This is a genomic window from Mucilaginibacter sp. (genome assembly GCF_028288225.1).
Taxonomy (GTDB): Bacteria; Bacteroidota; Bacteroidia; order Sphingobacteriales; family Sphingobacteriaceae; genus Mucilaginibacter.
The window spans coordinates 14,517-40,252 of the sequence record NZ_JAQBOC010000033.1 but is presented as its reverse complement, the minus strand read 5'-3'; the positions used below and the strand labels follow the sequence as shown (position 1 = coordinate 40,252).

Annotated in this window: 10 protein-coding genes; 3 read left to right on the top strand and 7 right to left on the bottom strand. The window is 42.0% G+C overall.

Features of this window, described 5'->3' with window-relative positions:
• Positions 1-93 precede the first annotated feature (93 nt).
• From JWQ54_RS10150 to JWQ54_RS10135, 4 genes are all read right to left on the bottom strand, one after another.
• Positions 94-7,491 (bottom strand): cadherin-like beta sandwich domain-containing protein, encoded by a 7,398-nt coding sequence (locus JWQ54_RS10150; protein ID WP_299583997.1) that lies wholly within the window; start codon positions 7,489-7,491, stop codon positions 94-96.
• A 477-nt stretch (positions 7,492-7,968) separates the two neighbouring features.
• Positions 7,969-15,384 (bottom strand): cadherin-like beta sandwich domain-containing protein, encoded by a 7,416-nt coding sequence (locus tag JWQ54_RS10145; protein ID WP_299583994.1) that lies wholly within the window; start codon positions 15,382-15,384, stop codon positions 7,969-7,971.
• 281 nt (positions 15,385-15,665) lie between these two features.
• Positions 15,666-16,313, bottom strand: coding sequence for a response regulator transcription factor (locus JWQ54_RS10140; RefSeq protein WP_299583991.1), 648 nt, complete (start codon positions 16,311-16,313; stop codon positions 15,666-15,668).
• Positions 16,314-16,370: 57 nt separating this feature from the next.
• Complete coding sequence (locus JWQ54_RS10135) at positions 16,371-19,349, bottom strand: sensor histidine kinase (protein ID WP_299583988.1); 2,979 nt, start codon at positions 19,347-19,349, stop codon at positions 16,371-16,373.
• 244 nt (positions 19,350-19,593) lie between these two features.
• Here JWQ54_RS10135 and JWQ54_RS10130 point away from each other — a divergent pair, with 244 nt between their 5' ends.
• Positions 19,594-20,187, top strand: a complete 594-nt coding sequence (locus JWQ54_RS10130; protein ID WP_299583985.1) for a hypothetical protein — start codon at positions 19,594-19,596, stop codon at positions 20,185-20,187.
• Positions 20,188-20,334: 147 nt separating this feature from the next.
• Here JWQ54_RS10130 and JWQ54_RS10125 read toward each other — a convergent pair whose 3' ends face one another.
• The gene (locus tag JWQ54_RS10125) at positions 20,335-20,742 is read right to left on the bottom strand and encodes a response regulator (protein WP_299583982.1); all 408 of its coding nucleotides are present in this window, start codon (positions 20,740-20,742) and stop codon (positions 20,335-20,337) included.
• A 278-nt stretch (positions 20,743-21,020) separates the two neighbouring features.
• Between JWQ54_RS10125 and JWQ54_RS10120 the strand changes: the two genes are divergently transcribed.
• Complete coding sequence (locus JWQ54_RS10120) at positions 21,021-21,413, top strand: hypothetical protein (protein ID WP_299583980.1); 393 nt, start codon at positions 21,021-21,023, stop codon at positions 21,411-21,413.
• 148 nt (positions 21,414-21,561) lie between these two features.
• Positions 21,562-23,688 (top strand): TonB-dependent receptor plug domain-containing protein, encoded by a 2,127-nt coding sequence (locus tag JWQ54_RS10115; protein ID WP_299583978.1) that lies wholly within the window; start codon positions 21,562-21,564, stop codon positions 23,686-23,688.
• 222 nt (positions 23,689-23,910) lie between these two features.
• On the opposite strand, the gene JWQ54_RS10110 is transcribed toward JWQ54_RS10115, so the two are convergent.
• Both JWQ54_RS10110 and JWQ54_RS10105 read right to left on the bottom strand, forming a co-directional pair.
• Positions 23,911-24,624 carry a LytTR family DNA-binding domain-containing protein gene (locus JWQ54_RS10110; RefSeq protein WP_299583975.1) on the bottom strand — a complete coding sequence of 238 codons (714 nt, stop codon included), beginning with the start codon at positions 24,622-24,624 and terminating at the stop codon, positions 23,911-23,913.
• A complete protein-coding gene (locus JWQ54_RS10105; protein WP_299583973.1) occupies positions 24,621-25,631 on the bottom strand; it encodes a sensor histidine kinase in 1,011 nt (336 codons plus the stop codon). The genes JWQ54_RS10110 and JWQ54_RS10105 overlap by 4 nt, the downstream gene beginning before the upstream one ends.
• Positions 25,632-25,736: the final 105 nt, after the last annotated feature.

Genomic DNA, 25,736 nt, shown 5'->3' with positions numbered 1-25,736 from the left:
TGTATTTGGTTTATTTGTTATCTGTTAACACTGCCACGGCAGGCAAATAAAATTGCCCAGCCGTGCGTGTTTCTCCCTAACTAATAATTCATCTTAATATTTTAATAAAATATAACCTGTTTTATATTTTGTTTTGCCTTTGTCGGTGTATTCAAGCTGGTAAAAATAGGTACCCGGCTTTTGCATCGTCATGGTTTTATTTGAATGCCCGTCGAATACTTTATTAGCATTATCATAGCCTGATGCCCGGTAGATCTCAATACCGCCTGCATTCATAATGGTTAGCTTATTATCCGGGTATTTTGTTAAGCCGTCTATCGTAAGCACATCATTTTTGCCGTCGCCATTTGGCGAAACTGCCTGGTGCACTACAATGCCATCATCTGCAACCTTCAAACTATCGGCAGGGTTTTCAACGTATTTAAGAGCCATGCTGGCTGGCGCGCGGGTGGCGGTAATAATGTAGGCATTAGTGGTTGTACCATCCTGTGCAGTTACTGTTACATTGACTACGTTACTGCCCACAACAAGCGGTATTGCCGGTGATGCTGCCCCTGATGCGACCGCTGTTCCATTTACTTTTATCGTTGCGGTTGCATCCTGAACTATAGCGGTTACCTGCAGGCTGGTTTCGCTATTGGGTATAGCTGAGGTATAATTTTTAAACCCAGGCCCGCTAACGGTTACCAGTGGTGTGGCGGGAGTTAATTTCAAACTGGTTAAAAGCGCATTGGCTGATAATGCTGACGGCCTAGTTACCGTTAGTGTATAAGTTTTTGTAGTAATACCATCCTGTGCTGTTACCACAGTGGTTATTGTATTTGTACCTACCGCTAACGGTATGCTTGCTGAGGCTGCACCCGAGGCTGCTATTGTACCGTTAACTTTTACAATGGCACCGGCGGCACTAATGGTTGGCGTTACGGTTATTGATGCTATGGCACTGCCTACGCTTGCTGTGTAGCTGCTTGTGGCTGATGCGAAAACCGGGCTTAATGTGCCGCTGCTAATGGCAAAGTTTGCAAGGGTGGCAATTGCCGATGGTGCACGGGTTGCGGTTATAATATAACTATTAGTTGTCAGGCCATCCTGTGCTGTTACTACCGTATTGATTACATTATTACCTACATTAAGTGGTATTACCTGTGATGCTACGCCCGATGCTGATATTACACCATTTACTTTTATAGTTGCGGTCGCATCCTGAACTACAGCAATAACCTGCAAGCTGGCCTCACTGTTTGGCACCGCTGTTGTATAATTCCTGAAGGCAGGACCGGGTACTGCTGCCAGCGCTGTAACCGGACTTACCTTTATAGAGGTTAACAGCGCGTTGGTTGATACCGAATTTGCCCTGGTTATTGTAAGTGTATAGGTTTTAATGGTTGTACCATTCTGTGCAGTTACTACAGTGGTTATGGTATTTATACCTACTACCAAAGGTTGTGCTGCTGATGCTGCTCCTGAGGTTACGGCTGTACCGTTAACTTTTACAGAAGCTGTGGCATCGCCTGTTGCAGGTGTTACTGTTATTGAGCTTACAGCATTAACTACAATTGCCGTATAGCTGGTTGTTGCCGCTGTAAAAACCGGGCTTAATGTGCCGCTGCTAATCTTAAAGCTTGCAAGGTTAGCGTTTGATGATTGTGCACGGGTGGCAGAAATTATATAAGTTTTGGTGCTTGCACCATCCTGTGCTGTTACTACTACATTGATAACATTATTGCCCACAATAAGAGGTATTGCCGGTGATGCCACATTTGATGCTACCGTTATACCATTTACTTTTATAGTTGCTGTTGCATCCTGAAGTATTGAAGTAACCGCCAGGCTGGTTTCGCTGTTGGGTACATCGGTTGTATAATTCTTAAATCCCGGGCCGCTTACCGTTACCAGTGTTGTAACCGGGTTTATTTTGATTGAGGTTAACAGCGCATTGGTTGATAACCCCGAAGCCGCCCTGGTTACCGTTACCGTATAGGTTTTGGTAGTAGTACCATCTGATGCGGTTACTATAGTGGTGATGGCATTAGTACCTACTACTAATGGCAGGCTTGCCGAGGCTGCGCCCGGGGCTACTGTTGTACCGTTTACCTTTATGGTGGCGTTTACATCGCCGGCGATGGGGGTTATTTTTATGGAGGTTGTTGCATTTGGTACAATGGCCGTATAACTTATAGTTGCCGCTGCAAATACCGGGCTTAATGTCCCGCTGCTTGGTATAAGGGCGCTAAGAGTTGCATTACTGGTGGCTACTATTGTTTTTATGTTTACTGTCGCTGCACTGCCGCCACTGCTGTTATATGCGGTTATTGTATAACTGGTTGCAGGGCTGGCTACTGTTGGCGTGCCGCTGATGATGCCTGTATTATTATCAAAATTCAAGCCCGCGGGTAAAACAGGGTTAATATAATAACCACCGGTACGTCCCAGCTTACTAATTTTTTGGCTTCCTATATCGGATACATAAATGTTTCCGAATGCGTCTAAGGCCATTCCTATTGGATGAACAAAGTCAGAGGCTAAAATAATGGGGACGCCACCGCCAGCTGGAATCTCCTTAATGGTAGTCGTGGAATAATCAGCAAGAAATACATTACCAAAATTATCCGCGGCGACGCCGAAAACCTGATTAAGGCCTGATCCAATGGTAACTGAAGGGCTGCCATCAGCAGGAAATTTTTTAATAATACTTAACGAGAAGCCCGCGATATATACGTTGCCTACACCGTCTAAAGCAATGCCGGTAGGAGTACCTATGGTAGCTATTTTTACCTGGGCGCCGCCGCCCGCCGGGATCTTGTATGCAGATGAACCATTATAATCAGCCACAAATATATTTCCTGCAGCGTCTGCCGCAACGCCATATGGATTAGAAAAACCAGAGCCTACAGCAACCTGGGCGCCACCGCCGACAGGGATCATCTTTATCGAACTGCTATTTAAATCAGCCACATAAACGTTTCCGGCAGCATCTACAGCTACACCATTTGGAGTTGTAAAGCCTGAGCCTACAATAACCGGCGAGCCACCATTAGCAGGAATTTTTTTTATTGTGTTATCGGCATGATCTGCCATATATATATTACCTGCCGCATCAACCGTAAGTGCGTTTGGTGTACCCACAGAACTTATTACAGAGGGTGTACTGCTAAAACCCGGCGCTGTTACTCCACTGCTTACCGGAGCCAGCGGTGTAATAACTTTACCTGTTTTATAAACTTGAGGGCCACTATAGCTAACGGTAGGCGGCGGTAAAAGGTTAACAGTTATATTCAATTTTGCTGAACTGCTTGCGCTAATATTATAACCGGTAACTGTATAATCAGTAGCCGGGCTTACAACTACCGGCGTACCGCTAATTACGCCTGTATTATTATCGAAATTTAAACCCTGGGGTAAGGCAGGCCCTATAAAATAGCCGCCAACCGGTATTATTTTTTTTACTGCATTGTTCAAATAATCGCTTGTATATACATTGCCCGATGCATCAACAGCTACCCCATAAGGATGGTTAAATCCTGAGCCTATGGAAACTGTAGCACCACCGCCTGCAGGGATGATCTTTACTGCGTTATTATTAAAATCACCCACATATACATTGCCCCCGGCATCTACAGCTACCCCAAGCGGCTGGTTAAAACCCGAACCTATTGTAACCGGAGCGCCACCGCCTGCAGGAATTTTCTTTATGGCATTATTGCCGGCATCAGCCACATAAACATTACCGGAAACATCCACTGTTACACCTGCCGGGCTGCTAAAACCTGAACCTATGGTTACAATGGCACTTCCGTCAAAAGGAATTTTCTTTATGGCATTACCGCCATTATCAGCTACATATATGTTGCCGGTAGAATCTATCGCTATACCTGCAGGGCTGCTGAACCCTGTACCTATTACTACAGTTGCACCACCGTCAACCGGTACTTTATAAACTTTATTTTTAACATTATCTGCTACGTAAACATTCCCTGCGCCATCAACCGTTACACCGCTCGGGTCATTAAATCCAGAGCCAATATTGGTAATAGCCCCGCCCACTTTTGCAATCTTTTTTAACAAGCCATTTCCTTTATCGGCTACATACACATTGCCTTTAGCATCTACTGCAACACCAACCGGAAGGGCAAAACCGGAGCCCATGGTAGCCGGGCTGTTGTTATAACCAACTACAGATACATTTGTGCTGACCGGCACCAGCGGGGTAATTGCAATATTTTTTGTGAATGACTTTGGCGTACTATAACCAATTGCCGGAGGCGGTAAAAGATCAACCTGGATAGGCACAACATGAAATCCGCTGTCCCCTGTATTATTATAAGCTAAAACATAATAATATTGATAGGGCGATTGCACCAATGGCGTACCGCTGATGATGCCGGTAACATTATCAATAATTAAACCTGCCGGCAGCGGTGTATTTACATAGTAGCCTCCAACCGGCTTAATTTCCAGTATCCTGCTATTGAGGTTATCAACAACATATAAAACCCCTTTTTCATTTATGGCTATACCTAACGGATGGACGATTGCTGTGCTTATCACAACAGGGGTGCCTCCACCAGCAGGCATCTTTTCTATTGTATTATTTCCTGTATCTGCAATATAAATATAACCTGAGGCATCTACGGCCACACCATTGGGCTGGCTAAAACCCGAACCCAGTATAATCGGGCTTCCACCGCCAACAGGGATCATTTTTATGGCATTATTGCCATAATCGGCAACATAAACATTACCGGCAGCATCGACAGCTACGCCCGAAGGCTGGTTGAATCCGGAACCTATAGTAATAATGGCCCCGCCGCCAACAGGGATCTTCTTTATCGCGTTGTTGCCTTTATCGGCTACGTAAACATTCCCAAGGGCATCAACTGCTACGGCACATGGATTATTGAACCCTGACCCTATTATAACAGAACTTCCACCATTTTTATTATTCTTCTTTATTACGTTGTTAAGTTGGTCGGCTACATACATATTGATGCCATCTACAGCTACCCCGCCCGGATAATTGTAACCGGAGCCGGCTGTAAATGTATTGTTATTGCCGGGAGCAGCTGATCTTATCATATTAATACCCGCTTCAGCAAAAAAAACACGGCCTGTATTGTCGACAGCTACGGCTAGAGGATTATTTAAGCCCGATCTAAAAGCAAAGGGGCTGGTGCTATAACCAGGCGCCGCCACACCGCTGCTTTGGGGAGGCATAGGCGTAATAGCATTGTTTACAGCATAAGGTTTGGAAGAAGATATATAATTTATTACTGGTAATGGAAGAAGATCAACCTTAATATTTACTGCGGCTGCATTGCTTCCAAAGCTATTATAGGCGGTTACAAAATAATCTGTTGCAGGGCTTGCTACTGCGGGTGTACCGCTTATTATACCCGTTGCATTATCAAAATTTAATCCTGCAGGCAGGGCGTTTATATAATAGCCGCCCGTAGGTTTTATTTTTTTAACTGCATTGTTTAAATAATCTGCCACGTATAAATTACCGGCCGCATCCGTAATAACACTCGCTGGAAAATTAAAGCCGGAACTGATTGGAACCAGTGTATTGCCAAGTGCAGGAAGTTCGAGTATGGTTGTGATGCTTGCGTCAGCAACAAATAAATTGCCTGCTGCGTCTACTGCTAAACCTAAAGGATTGGTAAAGCCTGAAGCAATAATGAACGGGAGGCCGCCGGCTACAGGTAATTTATAGATCACCCCGTTTGACTTCTCAGCAAAATAAACATTCCCGGCTGCGTCTGTTGCTACACCGAGCAGGTTTGTGTAAGTGCCTAAATTAATAACAGCGCCTCCGGCAACCGGAATCTTTTTCATAGCCTGATTGCCGTTATCAGCCACAAATATATTGCCGGCACCATCTACAGCTACTCCATTAGGATGGAGGAAGCCGGAGCCTACAGTAACTATGGCGCCGCCGCCAGCCGGGATCTTTCTTATCGCGTTGCCATTATAATCAGCAACATATATATTGCCCGCTGTATCTAAAGCAATTCCAACTGGGGTTCCAACGCCGGAAGCTATGAGCACAGGGGCGCCACCGCCTGCAGGGATTTTTTTTATTGAATTGCTTCCATAATCGGCTACATAAATATTGCCCATCGCATCCATAGCTAAACTGCGTGGCTTATTAAACACGGACCCTATGTTTACCGGACTATTGCTATACCCGGCAGCAGTCACGCCGCTGCCTGTTGGCGCAAGCGGAGCAATAGTGGTAGTCGTTATATAGGTTTGTGGGTTGTTGTAACTAAAATTAACTGCATTAACTTTAATATTAACCGTTGTCTGGCTGCTTCCTGAACCGTTAAAAGCGGTAACAATGTAGTTTGTTGCCGGGCTGCTTATGGTTGGTGTACCACTAATAACACCTGTAGCGCTATCAAAAGTTAAGCCTGCGGGCAGTGCCTTATTTATATGATAGCCCCCAACTACGCTGATTTTATTTACTGTTTTACCACCAAATTCCGAAACGTATAAATTGCCGCTTGCATCTATTGCTACACCCGTCATGGTATCAGAACCTGAGCCTATCATAACCGGGGCGCCGCCGCCAGCAGGAATTTTCTTTACCAGGTTGCTGATCCCATCCGCAATATAAATATTACCTGCGCCATCAACAGTTATACCGTAAGGTGAAGCCGGGCCAGAGCCTATTACAACTTTGGCGCCACCGCCTGCCGGAATTTCATATATTGCATGATCGCCTGAATCACCGGCATAAACATTGCCGGCAGCATCAACTGTTACACAGGCCACATTATTAAAACCCGAACCTATAATAACCGGAGTGCCCCCTGCTGCGGGGATCATTTTTACTACCTTGTTACCATAGTCCGCAACATACAGATTACCTGAAAGATCAATTGCTATTCCAAATGGATTACTAAAGCCCGTTGCTATTATAACCGGAACGCCACCGCCAACCGGGATCATTTTTATATCGGTACTGCCTAAATCGGCTACATAAACGTTGCCTGCAGGGTCAACAGCTACGCCCATCGGGTGACTAAAACCTGAACCAAGGATAACCGGAGCGCCACCGCCAACGGGGATCTTTTTTACCTGGCCGCCAAGGTAATCAGCAACATACACATTGCCTGCTACATCAACAGCTAAACCACGGGGGCCTATAAGCCCGGTACTTATGTTTACAAGTACATTATCATATGCTACTGCAGCCACACCGCTGCTCGTGGGTGATAATGCCGTAATGGCTGTGCCTGCAGTATAAACCTGGGGACCACTGTAGCTTATAGTGGGTACAACCAGGCCGCTTGCCAGGTTATCCTTTGGCAAATTAGAGCCGACTTTTTTTATATGCCTGTTAAAATGTTTGTTTTTATTGGGGTTAACACCTGCGTACAGACTGATGCTAAAGCAAAATAAAAGGGTAGAAATAAATACCAATAATTTTCCAATAATGGCAGCTTTCGCAAACTTATTATGTAATGCTGGTAAGATTGTTTTCATGGTTGATTTGTGATGATAAGGCAAAGCTTAATTTTAATTTATTTAAGATCAGATACTTCTATCCGATCATGCATCAAAGCTAAGGAGGAGGAATTACATAAAATATCGTCTTTTAGGGTGATATTTTATCACTGGGTGAGGTAGTTAATGTTGATATGCGCATTATACGCAGATGCGTTATCAATTTGTGTTATACCTGATTTAAAAACATGCAGTTGTATGTGATGAAAATTCACCTTTTCAGACTAACGATATTAGCCTACGACTTAAAAAGGAATTAACGTAAGATGGCCTGCTGATGAACCAGCTTATTTCATATTCTTAAATTCACAAAAAAGCGGACAACTTTTTAATTATCCGCTTAATATTTTATTTCTTCTAATACCTGACAAATCAGGAATCAATTTGTTAACACTGTCACGGCCGGGCAAATAAATTGCCCAACCGTGTGTGTTTCTCCCTAACTAATAGCTCATCCTAATATTTTAATAAAATATAACCTGTTTTATATTTTGTTTTGCCATGGTTGTTATACTCAAGCTTGTAAAAATAGGTGCCAGGTTTTTGCATCGCCATGGTTTTATTTGAATGCCCGTCGAATACTTTATCAGCATTGTCATATCCCGATACCTGGAATATTTCAATACCACCTGCATTCATGATGGTTAGTTTATTATCTGGATATTTGGTTAATCCCTCTATAGTAAGCACATCATTTTTGCCGTCGCCATTTGGCGAAACTCCCTGGTGTATCACAATGCCATCACTTGCAGCCTGTAAACTGTCGGCAGGGTCTTGAATAAATTGAGCGGCCATACTGGCAGCAGCGCGGGTTGCGGTGATGACATAGTTTTTTGTGGTTATGCCATCCTGCGCTGTTATTATGGTAGTTATCGTATTATCTCCCACGCTCAACGGTATTACCTGCGATGCCGCGCCCGATGCCACTGTTGTGCCATTTACCTTTATTGTAGCTGTTGCATCCTGAACAATTGAGGTAACCTGCAGGCTGGTTTCGCTATTTGGTATGGCTGTTGTATAATTCCTGAAAGCCATCCCGGTTACTGTTACAAGCGCTGTACTTGGGCTTACTTTTATAGAAGTTAGCAAAGCATTGGTTGATAGCGAATTTGCCCTGGTTACTGTTAACGTGTAGGTTTTGGTAGTAGTGCCATCCTGTGCTGTTACAACAGTGGTTATCACATTTGTACCTACGGCTAATGGCAAGTTTGCCGAAGCCGTACCCGAGGTTACTGCTATACCGTTAACCTTTACAGTGGCACCTGGGTCACTTATAGTTGGTGTTACGGTTATTGTGCTTACTGCATTAGCTACGCTTGCTGTGTAACTTAATGTTGCTGCTGCAAATACCGGTGTTAAGGTTCCGGCGCTGACCTTAAAGTTTGAAAGAGTTGCAATAGTTGATGGTGCGCGGGTAGCCGTAATAATGTAAGAGTTTGTGGTTGTACCATCCTGTGCTGTTACTACAGTGGTAATAACATTATTACCCACACCCAACGGTATTACCTGCGATGCCGCGCCTGATACCACTGTTGTACCATTTACCTTTATAGTTGCGGTTGCATCCTGAACTATTGAGGTAACCTGCAGGCTGGTTTCGCTATTTGGTACGGCTGTTGTATAGTTCCTGAAACCTGGCCCGGTTACTGTTACCAGCGCTGTAGCAGGACTTACCTTTATAGAAGTTAACAGTGCATTGGTTGATAACGAACTTGCCCTGGTTGCTGTTAAAGTGTAGGTTTTGGTAGTAGTGCCATCCTGTGCTGTTACAACAGTGGTTATCACATTTGTACCTACGGCTAATGGCAGGTTTGCCGAAGCTGTACCCGAAATTACTGCTATACCGTTAACCTTTACGGTTGCACCCGTGGCACTTATAGTTGGTGTTACGGTTATTGTGCTTACTGCATTAGCTACGCTTGCTGTGTAACTTAATGTTGCTGCTGCAAATACCGGTGTCAATATGCCTGAGCTAAGTGTAAGGCTTGAAAGAGTTGCTATGGCTGATGGAGCACGGGTAGCAGTAATAATATAAGAATTAGTTGTTACACCATCCTGTGCGGTTACTGTTGTAGTAATTACATTATTGCCTACATTAAGCGGTATTACCTGCGACGCAGCGCCCGATGCCACTGTTGTACCGTTTACCTTTATAGTTGCGGTTGCATCCTGAACTATTGAGGTAATCTGCAGGCTGGTTTCGCTATTTGGTATAGCTGTTGTATAGTTCCTGAAACCTGGCCCGGTTACTGTAGCCAGTGTTGTATTTGGGTTTGCTTTTATAGAAGTTAACAGTGCATTGGTTGATAAACCGGCCGCTGCCCTGGTTACTGTAAGGGTGTAGGTTTTGGTGGTTGTACCATCAGATGCGGTTACAATAGTGGTGATGGCATTTGTACCTACTGTTAATGGCAAGCTTGCCGATGCTGCGCCCGAGGCGACAGTTGTGCCGTTAACTTTTATAGTTGCATTTACATCACCGGCTGCTGGTATTATTTTTATGGATGATATTGCATTAGAAACGCCTGCTGTATAACTGATTGTTGTTGCTGCAAATACCGGGCTTAATGTGCCGGAACTAATGGAAAAGCCTGAAAGGGTGGCATTATTAGTGCTTACTATTGTTTTAATATTTACAGCTGCTGTGCTGCTGCCTGTGGCATTATATGCCGTAACTAAATAATTTGTTGCCGGGCTAGCTATTGTTGGCATGCCACTGATAACACCTGTAGTGTTGCTAAATGCTAATCCTGCTGGTAAAGCAAGGTTGAAATAATAACCACCCACAGGATTGATCTTTTTAACCAGGCTGTTTAAATAATCAGCCACAAATACATTACCGGCGCCGTCAACCGCTACACCGAATGGCCTGCTAAATCCAGAGCCGATTGAAACCGGCGCACCACCGCCTGCCGGGATCTCTTTTATTGCATTGTTCAAATTGTCAGCTACATATACATTGCCCATGGCATCAACCGCAACATCAGCCGGGCTACTAAAACCTGAGCCTATAGTAACCGGCACACCGCCGCCAACCGGAATCTTCTTCACTGCGTTATTGCCATAATCAGCCACAAACACATTACCTGCGGCATCAACTGCTACACCAACTGGGTTACTAAAACCAGAACCTATAATAACCGGAACATTACTGCCAACGGGGATCTTCTTTACTGCGTTGTTACCATAATCAGCCACATATAAATTCCCCGCAGCATCAATTGCCAGGCCAAACGGATTATTAAATCCGGAGCCTAAATTAACAATAGCGCCACCACCAACCGGGATCTTTTTTACGAGACTGTTGCCTTCATCGCCCACATATACATTTCCTGCAGCATCTACCGCTATGCCTGCCGGATTATTGAAGCCTGACCCTAAAACTACAGGAGCACCGCCGCCAACCGGGATTTTTTTTACTAAATTATTTGCCCTGTCTGCCACGTATATATTGCCGGCAGTATCTATCGCCACATCAGTTGGAAAAGAAAAACCTGAACCTAAGATTAAGGGATTGCTATTATAAGCAGGAGCAGATACCGGGCCGCCGCTGTTAGCAGGGGTTAATGGTGTAATGGCTATAGTTAACGCATAAGTTTTGGGGCTGTTGTAACTGATAACGGGTGCGGGGAATTGATTAACTGTTATATTAACCGTTGCCGAGCTGCTACCGCCGTAATTAAAACCGGTAATGGTATAATTTTTTGATGGACTTACTGCTGTTGGCGTACCGCTGATTACGCCTGTATTTTTATTAAAGCTTAAACCGGCAGGTAAAACAGGGTTGATATAAAAGCCGCCCACCAGCTTAATTTCTTTTGCCGCATTATCAAAATAATCTGCCACATACAAATTACCACTGGCATCCAGCGCTACGCCATATGGCGAGTTAAAGTTGGAACCTAAGGTAAACCAGGCACCCCCGCCTGCGGGGATCTCATCTACAGCGTTATTATCCCGTTCGGCCACAAATATATTGCCATTTACATCAACAGCCACACCATATGGCCCCAGCAAACCGGTTGCAAGCGAAACCACGGTGCCATTGCCAACCGGGATCATTTTTATTGCGCCATTAAAAGAATCGGCTACATACACATTGCCTGCAATATCAACTGCCACACCGTTTGGATGATTAAACCCGGAGCCTAAGGTAATAGTTGAGCCATTGGAAGCAAGTATTTCTTTTACCGCGCTGTTGTTAAAATCGGCCACATAAACGTTGCCTGCGGCATCAACCGCTACACCTGTTGGCCCGCTAAAGCCCGTGCCTATAATTATAGGAGCGCCACCACCGGCGGGGATCTTTTTTACTGCATTGTTTGAAAAATCGCCCACATATATATTACCGGATGCATCAATCGCCACACCACCGGGATTTATAAATCCGGTCCCCACAAATGATGGAGCTCCGCCACCTGCAGGGATCTTTTGTACCGCACTGCTGCCGCTATTACTAACATAAGTATTGCCTGCTGCATCTACTGCAATACTGTTAGGTCTGTTGAGGGCAGCAGTTAGGGTAAATGGCGTTGTGTTATAGGCAAAAGCAGGGATGGTACCACCAACTGTTGGGTTTAGTGGTGTAATAGCATGATTCATAATATAACTTTGCGGGTTATTATAAGCTATGGTTGGCGCTGCCGGGAGATTAACAGTAATATTTACATTCGCAGAATTATTACCGAAGCTATTATAAGCTGTAACTGTATAATTTGTTGGAGGATTTGCTGCCGTTGGGGTACCGGAAATAATGCCTGTAGCATTGTCAAACTTTAAACCCGCAGGTAAGGCATTGATAAAATATCCCCCCACCGGCATTATTTGTTTAATTGCATGATTGTTGTAATCGGCAACATACAAATTGCCCTTTGTATCTATTGTTATGCCCTGTTGGTTATTGAAACCTGTAGCTAACGTTATTGTGCCGCTATTACCGGCAAGTATTTCTTTTATAGTGCCGCTATTACTACTGCTCCCCTGCTCAGATACGTATATGTTGCCTGCGGCATCAACTACAATTCCTGCCGGGTTAGTAAAGCTCGTCCCCAATGAAACTATAGCACCGCCCCCTGCAGGGATCATTTTTATAGGCCCGGTTCCTGTAGTACCCATATAAACATTGCCGGCAGGATCTGTAGTCACGCAAACCGGGGGGCCATAATTTGACCCATAATTTGATGTGAACGCAGCGCCAGGGGCTAGTTTTTTAACCCAGCCGCTTCCTTTGTCAGCTATAAAAATATTTCCGGAAGCATCGATTGCTAAACCGTATGGCTGGTTCAGACCTGTAATTAAGGTTTGAGGGGGGCCGATTCCAGCAGGAAATTTTTTAATGGCATTGTTGGCATAGTCTAAAACATATAAATTACCCGCAGCATCGAGTGATAAACCCGACGTATTAATTGAGCTGCTTACGGTAACCGCTGCACCACCTCCTGCCGGAAATTTCTTTACTGTACTGTTGCCGGCATCGCTTACATACATATCCCCGGCAGCATTAAATGCAACGCTATTTGGCCCGCTTAACCCGGAGCCAAAAGTTACCGGGCCACTGTAGCCTGGGGCAGCTACAGCAGCGCTTGTTGGTGTTAGCGGAGCCGGAGTAACGCCTGCAACATAAGTTACAGGGCTGGCCGGATAACTTATAGTAAGTGCACTAACTTTAAGATTAAGTGTGGCTGTGTTATTACCTAAATTATTATAAGCGGTAATAGTGTAATTTGTTGCCGGGCTTAATACTGTTGGTGTTCCGCTTACAACACCGGTATTATTGTTAAAATTGAGGCCCAAAGGCAAAGCATTAATATAATAGCCACCAACCGGCTTAATCTGATTAACGGATGGACTGTTGTAATCAGCCGTGTACAGCCCCCCATCAGGGCCTACCGCTACGCCCGTTAGTATTCCAAAACTGGTAGCTACCGAAATAGTTGCACCACCGCCAACAGGGATCTCTTTTAATGTACTGTGATTATAGTCAGCTACAAACACGTTACCGGATGGATCTACTGCTACTCCGTATGGATTACTAAAGCCAGTGCCTAAGGTTACTGGTGCCCCACCCCCAACGGGAATCTTTTGTATCAAACTGCTGCCAAAATCAGCCACAAATACATTACCTGCAGCATCAACAGCTACACCTGCCGGGTTGGTAAATCCTGAGCCTATAATTACTGTGGGGCTGCCATCTGCCGGTATTTTCTTTACTGCGTGGTTGTTATAATCTGCAACATATACATTGCCCGCAGCATCTGCCGCTACACCGTACGGGTTAGCGAAACCAGTCCCAATGCTTGTAATTGCACCTCCGCCAAAAGGAATTTTCTTTATCGCGTTATTATTATAATCAGATACATACACATTACCAAAGCCATCAACCGCTACGCCGTCAGGCCCATTAAAGCCCGAACCGATAATAACCGGACTACCACCTCCTGCCGGGATCTTTTTTACCTGGCTATTTACAAAATCTGCCACATAAATATTACCTGCTGCATCTGTTGCAACCCCCCTTACAGAACTAAACCCCGATGCCACACTTATCTTGCTGCTGCTATAGGCTGCTGCTGCCACACCAAAGCTTGATGGCGTAAGCGGACTAATAGCATTACCTGCATTATAAACATATGTTGGGGGAGCCCCGGTATAACTAAAGGAAAGCGGGACAATCCTGATATTTTGGATAGCTGTAACACTACCTTCACTATTGTAAGCTGTAATGGTATAATTTGTGGCCGGGCCTACAGCTGTGGGCGTACCGCTGATAACACCTGTAACATTATTAAAGCTTAAGCCCGCAGGCAAGGCAGGGGTTACATAATACCCCCCTACAGGTGTCATTTGCTTTATTGCATTGTTGCCAAAATCAGCAACGTAAATATTGCCCACTGCATCTGCCGATACACCATAAGGATTGGTGAACCCGGTGCCAGTGGCAAAGGGTACGCCACCGCCAACCGGGATCATTTTTACTGCATTATTACCAGAATCGGCAACATATACATTCCCCAAAACATCAACCGCAACACCATTTGGGCCATTAAAACCTGAAGCTAAGGTTGTGGTAGTGCCCCCAACTGCGGCAATTTTCTTTATCGCATTATTGTTATGATCGGCTACGTATACGTTGCCTGCCTTATCAACTGCTACGGCGTATGGATTATTAAAACCAGTGCCGATAGATAGAGGCACACCTCCACCAACCGGGATCTTAAACACTTTATTGAGAACCTGATCTGCAACGTAAACATTACCTGCAACATCTGTAGCTAAACCCGCCGGGCTATCAAAGCCTGATCCTATAGTAGTTACGTTACTGGTACCCTTGGCTATTTCATATACCAAAGAACTACCATTATCGGTTATAAATAAATTACCTGTCGTATCTATCGCGATCCCTACAGGGTGTACAAAACCCGCGCTTATATTAACAGAAGCCCCCCCGCCGGCAGGCATTTTTTTTATCAAACCGTTACCATAATCGGTAACATATATGTTGCCTGCTTTATCAATTGCTGTGGAAGTTGGCGTACTGAAACCGGAGCCAAGATTAGTCGGCGTACCCGTGTACCCAAATGTGCCAACGCCGCTGCTTGTGGGTGTCAGTGAGCCGATGTTATTACCTACGGCATAATTTTGCGGAAAACCATAACCCAGGGTTGGCACAGCAAATTGTTTTGATCTTTTTGAAAGCTTACTTGTTTTTTGACCTATTTTGGCCACATGGCCGTTTTTAGATTTTGCCGAAGAGTAACCTGCAGCATAAAGGATGTTAAAACAAAACAACATCCATAATATTAACATGGATAACAGGCCAGCAAAGGCTATTTTAGGAAATAATTTTTTTGATGAGGGTAAAGATGTTTTCATAATAATGTGGAGGGGTAATAGCTTTTGATAGTGATAGATAACAGGTTGATCATTATATTTTTGACCACACAAAAATCCGGCATATGCCGTTATGCGTCAATCATATAAGCTTATGATTTTGGAGACAGAAGCAAGAAGTCAAGAGTCAGGAAAAGAGAGTCAAGAGATCAAGAGTCAGGAATCAGGAGGAAGAACCTAACTTGTTTATTTTTATATCCCGGATTTTATTTCTTGATTCCTGACTCTTGATCTCTTGACTCTTTACCCTTGTATCTTAATTCTCAACCCTGATCGTTTATCAGGCGTTCGCGGATTGCTTTTGCCACTGCTTCAGATTTTGAGTTAACATGAAGCTTTTTATAAATATTGCAAATGTGGGTACATACGGTACCCATGCTGATAAAGCAATGGCTTGCTATCATTTTATAACTATCACCTTTTACCAGGCAGCGGAGCACATCTTTCTCACGCAAGGAAAGATCATAGCCGTTTTCTGTAATATTTTTCTTTTCACTAAAAAACTCCAGCACTTTGCGGGCAATACTGGCATTCATTGGTGCACCACCCTGGCTTACTTCGGTAATGGCATCCAATATTTTGGCGGGTGTGGTTTTTTTTAGCAGATAGCCTGTTGCACCTGATTGAAGGGCATCAAAAATTTTCGTGCTATCATCATAGGATGTAAGTATAAGTACATTTATACCCGGAAAGTGACTTTTTATTAATGCCGTAGCTTCAATGCCATTAAGGCCCGGCATATCAATATCCATCAAAATAACATCAGCAGCATCCTGGCGTAAATGCTCAAGCACCTGGTTACAATCGGGATATACACCGGCAACAACAAAACCCGGCGTGCCCGAAATAAGATAGTATAAACTGTCACGTAAAGCATTGTTGTCGTCAAATACCGAAACCCTTATATCCAATTGATTTATGTTAACGTGTAAATATAACCCGGCATAGTTACTTGTTCAATAATATAATTATATGATATTAACCAGCAACCGGGTAATAGTTCCGGTTCCGGGCTGTGTTGTTACCTGTATTGTACCTTTAATTTCAGTTGCACGTTTATGCATATTTTTGAGCCCGTTACGATTATGTTTTGTATTGATATCAAAACCTTTGCCATTATCACTTATGATAAGCTCAAGCTGGCTATTCAATTTATTTACGGCTACTTTCATGGCAGAACAACCGGAGTGTTTAAGTATATTATTAATACATTCTTTAAAAATTAAAAATATATTTTTCCGGGCATCCATTTTTAGACGGGCATTAAGAATGTCCTCCTGCATGTTTATGTCAAACTTTATGTTCCTGGCTTCAAGCAGCGGAATAGCAAATTCACGCATTCTTACTGCCAAATCATTAAAGTGATCATTTTGCGGATTTACCGCCCAAATAATATCGTCCATCGCATCAAGCATGGCACGTGAATGAAAAGAAATATGACTGATGATCTCCCTTGTTTGTTCGGGTGGCAGCTGTTGTTTCAATTGCTTATCAGCCACCTCGCTAAAAATGGAAATACTGCTTAGTGCCGATCCAATATCATCGTGAAAATCAGAGGCTATCCGTTCTCTTATCCGTTCAATTGCCAAAATATGGTTTATCTTATACCTGTATAAGCGGTATAAGATAAATGCAATTGCCAGTACCACTAATATTCTAAACCACCAGGCAGCCCAATACGGCGGTTTAATTATAAAATTAAAAGATGCCAGGTGCTTATTCCAAACACCATTTTTATTACCACATTGAACATAAAATGTATAATCGCCGGGCGGGAGCTGTGCATAGTTAGCGCTGCGCTGATCGTCTGTATATTGCCACCTGGAGTCGGCCCCACTAAGCTGGTAACGAAAATTTATATGATCGGGGTCGGAATATAGAAAAGATGTAAATGCTATATTTATGGAATTATCCGTATGATTAAAAATCAACTCCCGGGTGTTTTTTTGGGCAGAAAAATGCTGTAAAACGGGTTGATTGTTTACAGATACCCTTTCAATCACCGGATTGGAAGGAGCTAAATTATTTTTCAGATCATGGGTAAAATAAGCGTATCCGTTACCAAAACCAAAAACAATATCATTACCAATAGGAGTAAAAGGTGAGCTTGGAAAAATTTGCATCATTGAAGTTTCATGTTCGGCCCTGGATGATCTGTCGGTATTAAGGCTATAATTCAATATCCCAACTTCCGAGCCTATCCAAACCATATTATTTACACTCAACACGCTTTCACATGCCGGTTTATATAAATTAGCTATGGTATTTATAACCTTAAAACTTTTTGTTTGCTTGTTAAAAATAGTTATGCCGCTACCCGCGGCGCAAACAATTTGATTATTAACAGCGTTGGTAATACCAAAGAAAAAATAATCAGGTTTTCCACCTTTCCCTCTGTAAACAACGGTGTTATGTGTTGAAGTATTATAACTAAACAAGCCATCACGGGATGCTATCCAAAGTATCCCCTTATCATAAAACCCATTTAGCAGTATATATTTAAGCCGGTCGTCTGATCTATCAGCCATGTTATTGTTTGAAGCAACATTAATTTTGTGGGTGACAAGATCATATCTAAACAGGCCTTTACTGGTGGTAATAAAATACGTGTTGGCATCTGCCATAATTATTCCGCGGATATTACACACAAGCGAAAGAGAATCAGGGATGGGCAATTTTTTTTGCGATAGAACCCCCAATTGCGGATCCCATTCAATAATTTCTTTTTGAGTAGCTATGAGCCATTTCTTTTTCGATAGCTGGACAAAGTCATAGATCCTCTGTGTTTGCGGATTTGTATTTAAAATCTTTTCAATTTCCTTGGTTTTCCAGTTAACACAAATCAATCCCCGGTTGTATGATGACATCCAAACCTTTGTACTATCATATTTATCCCTGGCAATTTTATTTATGCCCAACTCCACCGTATTCTTATCCAGGAACCTCATTTTTAATTGCTGATTAAATACATCAAGCATACCTATTCCTAAAACTGTACTTAACCATAGCCGCCCTTTTTTATCGGCAAAAAACCTGGTAACTATATTATTGGGCAGGCTATATGGGTTATTATCATCATGAACGTAAGTAAAAGCTATCTTTTTTAATTCAGTATTGTATACTATTATGCCTCTGCCCTCTGTAGCTAAAAAAAGATATTTTTTCTCTTTATCCACAAGAAGAAATGTCAGGTCATTTATTAAAACATCTTTTATCTGGTTACTTACCAGGGAAATATCCTTTAAATTATTAAAAGAGAATAAGCCATAGCTTGTACCTAAAAGAATGTCGTTCCCGCTTTTGTTTACAGCAAAAACCTTAAGCAGGGTATGGTTATAAATTAAGGTAGTAGTGGTGTATGTGTTTGTGTTTATGTTGTAGATATATACTTTTTCCCGGCTTGATACCAGTAACGTATTTTCATCTAACAAATAAGTACATAGCGGATCGGTTATGTTGGTAAGGGATGTATATGACACTTTTAAGGATTGCAGATCCAGTTTTACTAAACCATATTCACAAACAAACCATAAGTAATTTTTTTGAATACAAAGGGAATTAACCGTGTTGATGTTACGCTTTGAATCCGGCTTAATATAAATAAACTTGCCGCTTGCATCGTCATAATAACACAAACCTGAAGAGCTTATCCAAACCTTGCCGTTATTATCAGCTATGGCGCTTGTATAGTTGCCCCTTAATGCGCCTTTTGCCTGGTTAAAGCTGTTAAAATCAATCGTTTTATACCCGTCAAACCTTTGTACGCCATCGCTGCATGTCCATACATAGCCATTTTTATCCATGGTTATATCAGCTATACCGCGGCTAATAAAATGATTTTGACTATTAAAGTTCTCAAAGCGCCAGTCAGGGTTTGGTGTAAATGCCTGGGCCCAAAGATCAATCGGTAAAAGTAACAGCAGTAAACTTAATTTAAACTTGATCATATAATTTAAACAGTCGAAACCAGGGGACTAATAAGGCTTAAGTAATAATATTTTAACTTATTTTAAATTTAGTATAATTATAAGTGATTGATTATAAAATAATAAACTTTTTATTCAAAACCTGTGGTGATACACGGCATTACCGGCAATTAATGAAGCAGTTTATTGATGAGGGGCTTAAAAATAATATTTATTTAATATAGATGTATTACTTTTATGCACAGATCTAAACCCCTTCCACAATATGCACCGGACGTACCGACAGCTCCTTTTTGCCTTACTCAGCATCATATCACTAGCCATAACCTGTAATAAATGCCGGCAAACAAAAACCAGGCAAGAGTGGACCCCGCAACTGGAAACACAGATGTATGATGTTTTTTATCAGCAGTCGGCAAGCTTTACAACTGATGAAAATGCCAAAAAGGAGTATGCGGATTGCTGTCTCGCCAAAATAAAGCAGCTATTCCCGAAAGGGATTTCAAACATGGAATCTCAAATGAGCGATAGTGTAAAAATTGTTATAATGAAGATGGGGTCAGAATGTGCCCTATCATTTAAAAGTCATATAAATATTTGGCAACCGGAAGTTATACAACAGCTAAAGCTTCAGTTTTATTCGTATGCAGAAACTAAACTACTGCCTGAAAATATTAAAAAGGAATATGTTGATTGTATTGCTTTTAAAGTAATGACCAAATTTCCCAATGGGTTTGAGGGCAATAACAATAAGGATACATTAAAAAATGTTATTCAAAAGGCCCGGAAAGATTGCCTTAAATTAATTATAAATAAATTTCAAAAACTTAAGCAACAAAGGCTTAAAGACACCAACTAAGGGTTTATTTTTATTGCCATAGTTAAGGGTTTGAAGAGAGAATATAAAATAGTTTTTTTAACGCATTATATTACAGCTTTAAATAGCAATATTTTAACCATCAGCCATTTTGAATGGCTTTATATACAAAGTGCCCCCTTAAATTGTTTATTGAACTAAATTGAAAATTTTACAAATTTTGTCTGAAAATAAAGGCTTTAATATATAATCCTTTACAAATGGGTAAGCACTTGCTCTTTGCAAATCCTCTGCATGAACTGATGATGTTAAAAGAAAAACATTACACTTTTCTTTGGTATCCATTTTTAAATAAGCGTAGTTATCTAAAAACTGCCAGCCATTCATTACCGGCATATTTAAATCGAGCAAAATATAATCATAAATAAATCCGGGCTGGTTAGCTTTTTTATCTGTAATTAAATCTATTGCTATTTTTCCATTTAAACACGACGTAATATTAGAATTAGCAAAGTACTTTTTGATGTACTTTGTAGAAATTAAATTATTAAGGTCGTCGTCATCAATTAATAAAACGTTTATGCAATTATTTTCCATGTTTACCGGATTGATTTTTAAGTTGTTATACAGAAAAAGTATTACTGTTGTAAAATACAATTAAATTTTACCAATTAGTGTGCAACTATAAAGATTTTATTAGCAATCCAGCAATATATTCACCAAAGGACAGATCATCGAAGTATTTAGAAAACTCCCTTGAAAGGTAAGCCGGATTTATTTCCAGTTCACTCGACACTTGCTGCAAGCTCACGGGTTATCCATTTCATATTTATATCAAAGTTAAGATTTGAAGCTTATCTTTGTGGTTCATGCGCATGAAAATCATTTGTTGTTTTTTGGCGTGCTTGTTTTTAATAAGCGGCGTACTATTGCCTTTAGGTGATTTTACCTTACTGCGGGATATACCGGACATGTACAGGAATTATACGAAAATTACTTCGGCTGAAGAATTAAGTGTGATTGATTTTATAGGTGATTATCTGATGCATGGCAGGGAGCTTTTTGGGAATAACGAGCATGATAAAGTACCGGCTAATGGTAACAGTGTGCAATTTCAGCACCGGGCCAACCCTTTAAGTATAATTGTAATACATCTGCCCGTTACTTTGCTCGCTGTACCAGGATCAAGTATAGTACATCCGCAGTATCATCAATCATTCAGCACATCTGATTACCGGAACAAGTTGTTCAGGCCGCCCCTCGCCTGACTGATTAAACACTCAAAATTTAATTAGTTCATTTATTTAACCGTCCCATCATAGTGTTGCCTTTGCATAGCTAATGATAGGCTCTATTTATAGATCCATGAAAAGAATTTTCATGCTCATACCGTGTATGCTGTTATCTTGTTTGATAATGGCCCAGAACACTTTTAAAGCAAAAGTTACGAACGATCAAACCAAAGGGATCTTAAAAGGCGCGAACGCCACCATACCTGATCTGAAAATATCGGTTAGCGCCGATACGAGCGGATTGATCACAATAAGTAATCTTCCTAACGGTAAGTTTGAAATTGAAATTACTTATGTTGGTTTTAGTAAAAGCAAAAAGATTTATAGTTTTCCATTAAAGAACCCGGATCAAATCTTTGAGATCAGCCTTGAACCATCGACAGGGGAGCTTGCGGAGGTAACTATTCAAACCACCCGCACCAACCAGAGCCTGCGGGATATCCCTACCCGGATTGAAGCTTTACCTTACGAAGAACTGGACGAAAAAAGCACGATGCGGCCGGGCGATATTAAAATGCTGTTGGGCGAAACAACCGGGATCCATGTGCAGCAAACGTCTGCAGTAAGCGCAAATGCCAGTTTCCGGATCCAGGGCCTGGACAGCCGTTACACCCAATTGCTGCAAGACGGGATGCCGCTTTATTCCGGATTTTCAGGTAATTTAAGTTTGCTGCAGATCAGTCCGCTTGACTTAAAGCAGGTGGAATTCATTAAAGGGTCGGCATCAACTCTTTATGGCGGCAGCGCCATTGCCGGTTTAGTAAACCTGATCAGCAAAACACCCGGAAAAACGCCGGAACTTACGTTTTTGCTAAACGGAACCAGCGCAAAAGGAACGGATGCCAGCGGATACTATAGTCAAAAATGGCAGCACACCGGTACCACCATATTTGGTGCTTATAACCATAATGGCGCTTATGACCCATCAAGTACAGGATTAACCGCTATCCCTCAAAGTACCCGCTTTACCGTCAATCCCAAAGTATTTTTGGATTTGGATGAGCATAATTCAGGCTGGTTCGGCGTGAACACCACTTATGAAAGCCGCTATGGAGGAGACATGCAAGTATTAGCCGGGAAAGCGGATAACATTCATCAATATTTTGAACGTAACAAAACCTTTCGTTTTTCTACCCAATTATCCTTTACCCATAAATTAGACGAAGAAAGCCAGATCAATTTTAAAAATACTATCGGCTATTTTGACAGGCAGCTGGACCAGCCGGGGTTTGACTTTAAAGGCAATCAGCTCTCGTCATTTAGCGAAGTTAACTATGTGCGAAATGGCGAAAAAGCTTCATGGGTAGCAGGAGCTAACCTGATTACCGATAATTTTACGGCAGAGCCACCACAAAGCAGTTTAAACTATAGCCTGACCACAATAGGTGCATTTGTGCAAAACACTTATAGAGCAACAGACTGGTTTTCGCTGGAAAGTGGCCTAAGGCTGGACGATAATACGCCTGCCCCAAACAAACCTTCAAACGGGATTTTTATCTTGCCCAGGGTAAATGCCCTGTTTAAATTAAGCCGGCACTTAACCAGCCGAATTGGCGGAGGATTAGGTTATAAAATGCCAACATTATTTAATGACGAAAGTGAACAGGATGGCTACCAAAACATTAAGCCTCTAAATATTGGGAACACGCAAGCTGAACAATCCTATGGAATGAACGGCGATCTGAACTATCGCAGTGCACTGAGTGACGAAACCATTATCAATATTAATCAACTATTTTTTTACACTTATGTAGACAGGCCGTTGATCTTACAAAATAATGCCTTCATTAATGCAGCCGGACACCTGGCTACACGGGGAACAGAAACAAATATTAAACTGGTTATGGACGAGTTGGTATTTTACCTGGGCTATACTTATACCGATACCAAACAGCATTTTAACGGTCAAAGCACTATACAGCCTTTAACTCCCAAAAATCAGCTGAGCTTTGACGCTACCTATGAGATTGAGGGGAGTTATCGTTTTGGCGTGGAAAGTTTTTATACAGGCCCGCAATTGCTGAATAACGGTAATACAGGAAGAGGTTATACTACTTTCGGTTTATTGGTCCAAAAAATGTGGAAACACCTGGATGTTTTCATTAATGCAGAAAATCTGACAGACCGGCGGCAAACCCGTTGGAGCAATATTTATACAGGCAGCATTACCAGTCCGAACTTCCTGGATATTTATGCACCCTTGGATGGCGTGGTGGTTAATGCCGGGATCAGGATCAAGCTATTAAACTGAGCGCGACAGAAAGCTAACAGACCCCGCTAATAATCCTGCAATTCCTCTAAAGAACTAAAAAGCCTTCAGCGAAAGCTGGAAGCTTTTTTTGTTGGAAGTACTTTGGGTAGATACAATCTGCAGGCATTGTAATTCGAAGTTACAAACTTCGAAAAGGAGGTCGCTTGTTTACACTTCCAAGCGAAGAAACGTTATTTCACGCTAATTCACCACCGTTTTTTTTCATCTTTTTAATAACCGCTGGTGTTTGATATTCATCACTATTTCCCGGTTATTGCGACTCATTGGCAATGACCTGCTTCCAATCTTAATTTCGTTACCCTCTATAGCATCGATTTTGGAGGCGTTGACCAGGTACGACTGATGGATCTTGATAAACTCGTTTAATGGTAGCTGAGATTCCAGGCTTTTCATAGTGAGATAGGCCAGTACCTTTTTGCCTGCGGTGTGGATGGACACATAGTTACCTATACATTCGGCATAAAGAATATCATTGAGTTCAATTTTTTCGATCCTCTTATCGCTTTTAATAAAGATATAAGAGGGTTGCAGGGTGGCAGTCGCCAGATGCTTCAGTCCGTAATAGTCCTTTGCCTTTTGCACAGCTTTAAGGAAACGACTAAAGGCAAAAGGTTTTAAAAGATAATCGATAATATCCAGTTCATACCCTTCCAGGGCATATTGAGGAAAAGCCGTGGTCAGTATCACAATGGATTCAATGTGCATTTTTTGCAATAACTGCAGGCCTGAAACCTTTGGCATTTCAATATCAAGGAAAATAATGTCGACGATATTATTCTTCAAAAATGCTTCCGCCTTCATTGCATTCTCAAATTTGCCTTGCATGTCCATAAAAGGTACCTGCTCCACAAATTCATGCAATATTTTACGGGCAACGGGTTCATCATCCACAATAATACAGCTGAGTTTCTTCATAGCGAGAGCGTTAAATGCACGTGATAAATGTTCTGCTCTTTTTTAATATCAAGCCTGTAATGATCTTTATATAATAGTTCCAGTCTCCTTTCTGCATTGTTGAGACCAATCCCGCCCGAGACGGGTTCCGCTTCATCATAAGAATTATCACAGGTGAAATCGATTTGGCCGGCTTCCTCATTCAACCCGATGGTGATGCTATTGATGCCATTATCGCCTCTTGAGACATACTTAAAAGCGTTCTCTACAAAAGCCATGAAAATGAGCGGAGCAATTTTGACACCGCTGTTTTGATAGTTTACCTTTAATGTAACCTGTATATTATCGTTGCTCCGGGCTTTTTGCAGGGCAACATAGTTTTTCAGGTATTTCACTTCCTTCTCCAGTTCTATCATTTCCACATCCCCTTCATACAAATTATATCTCAGGAGATCTGAAAATTGCACCACCATATCTCTCGCCTGACGATTACTCATGTCGATAGAGCCGTAAATAGTATTGAGGCCATTAAACAGGAAATGCGGGTTAATTTGCGAACGCAGGTATTTCAACTCCGTTTGCAGTTGGTTGATCTGGATATTTTTAACTTGCTCCTCACGTTCCGACCATTTCTGCGTTACATACAACATTGATGCAATTACGCTGCAGCAAAGGCCATATACAAAATTATCCCAGAAACCAGAGCTTGTTTCGATAGGCTTATCATGAAAAAGAACGCCATGGATAAATTGATTATAATTACTGGTGAAGAATGTATACAACGAAACTAAAACGATGAGGCCTGCAACATACCAGCTGAACAGTTTCTTTTCCAGAAGGTATGATATTATAAAAGCATTATTGGCCCATATCAAAAACGCAAACACAGAAAAGTGTACGATGACAGTAAACAGGTAAGAAAAACAGGCTTGCACACTGTCTACTGAATACGTTGGTTTTTCGATTACCAGGGCTCCGATATACGCAAGAAAAAAGAGTATATAATTTGTATATTTTTTGAAAAACATGGCCAGTCCTTCGTCTTTTAATAATATAAATATATCCTATTGATTTGATAATCAGAAATATCTATTCCATCAGGAAGCTGGTTTTCACGGAAAATTGTGCAGTTA

Coding starts and splice junctions, on each gene's coding strand:
- JWQ54_RS10150 (WP_299583997.1), bottom strand. CDS start 7,491: ATGAAAACAATCTTACCAGCATTACATAATAAGTTTGCGAAAGCTGCC.
- JWQ54_RS10145 (WP_299583994.1), bottom strand. CDS start 15,384: ATGAAAACATCTTTACCCTCATCAAAAAAATTATTTCCTAAAATAGCC.
- JWQ54_RS10135 (WP_299583988.1), bottom strand. CDS start 19,349: ATGATCAAGTTTAAATTAAGTTTACTGCTGTTACTTTTACCGATTGAT.
- JWQ54_RS10130 (WP_299583985.1), top strand. CDS start 19,594: ATGCACCGGACGTACCGACAGCTCCTTTTTGCCTTACTCAGCATCATA.
- JWQ54_RS10125 (WP_299583982.1), bottom strand. CDS start 20,742: ATGGAAAATAATTGCATAAACGTTTTATTAATTGATGACGACGACCTT.
- JWQ54_RS10120 (WP_299583980.1), top strand. CDS start 21,021: ATGAAAATCATTTGTTGTTTTTTGGCGTGCTTGTTTTTAATAAGCGGC.
- JWQ54_RS10115 (WP_299583978.1), top strand. CDS start 21,562: ATGGCCCAGAACACTTTTAAAGCAAAAGTTACGAACGATCAAACCAAA.
- JWQ54_RS10110 (WP_299583975.1), bottom strand. CDS start 24,624: ATGAAGAAACTCAGCTGTATTATTGTGGATGATGAACCCGTTGCCCGT.
- JWQ54_RS10105 (WP_299583973.1), bottom strand. CDS start 25,631: ATGTTTTTCAAAAAATATACAAATTATATACTCTTTTTTCTTGCGTAT.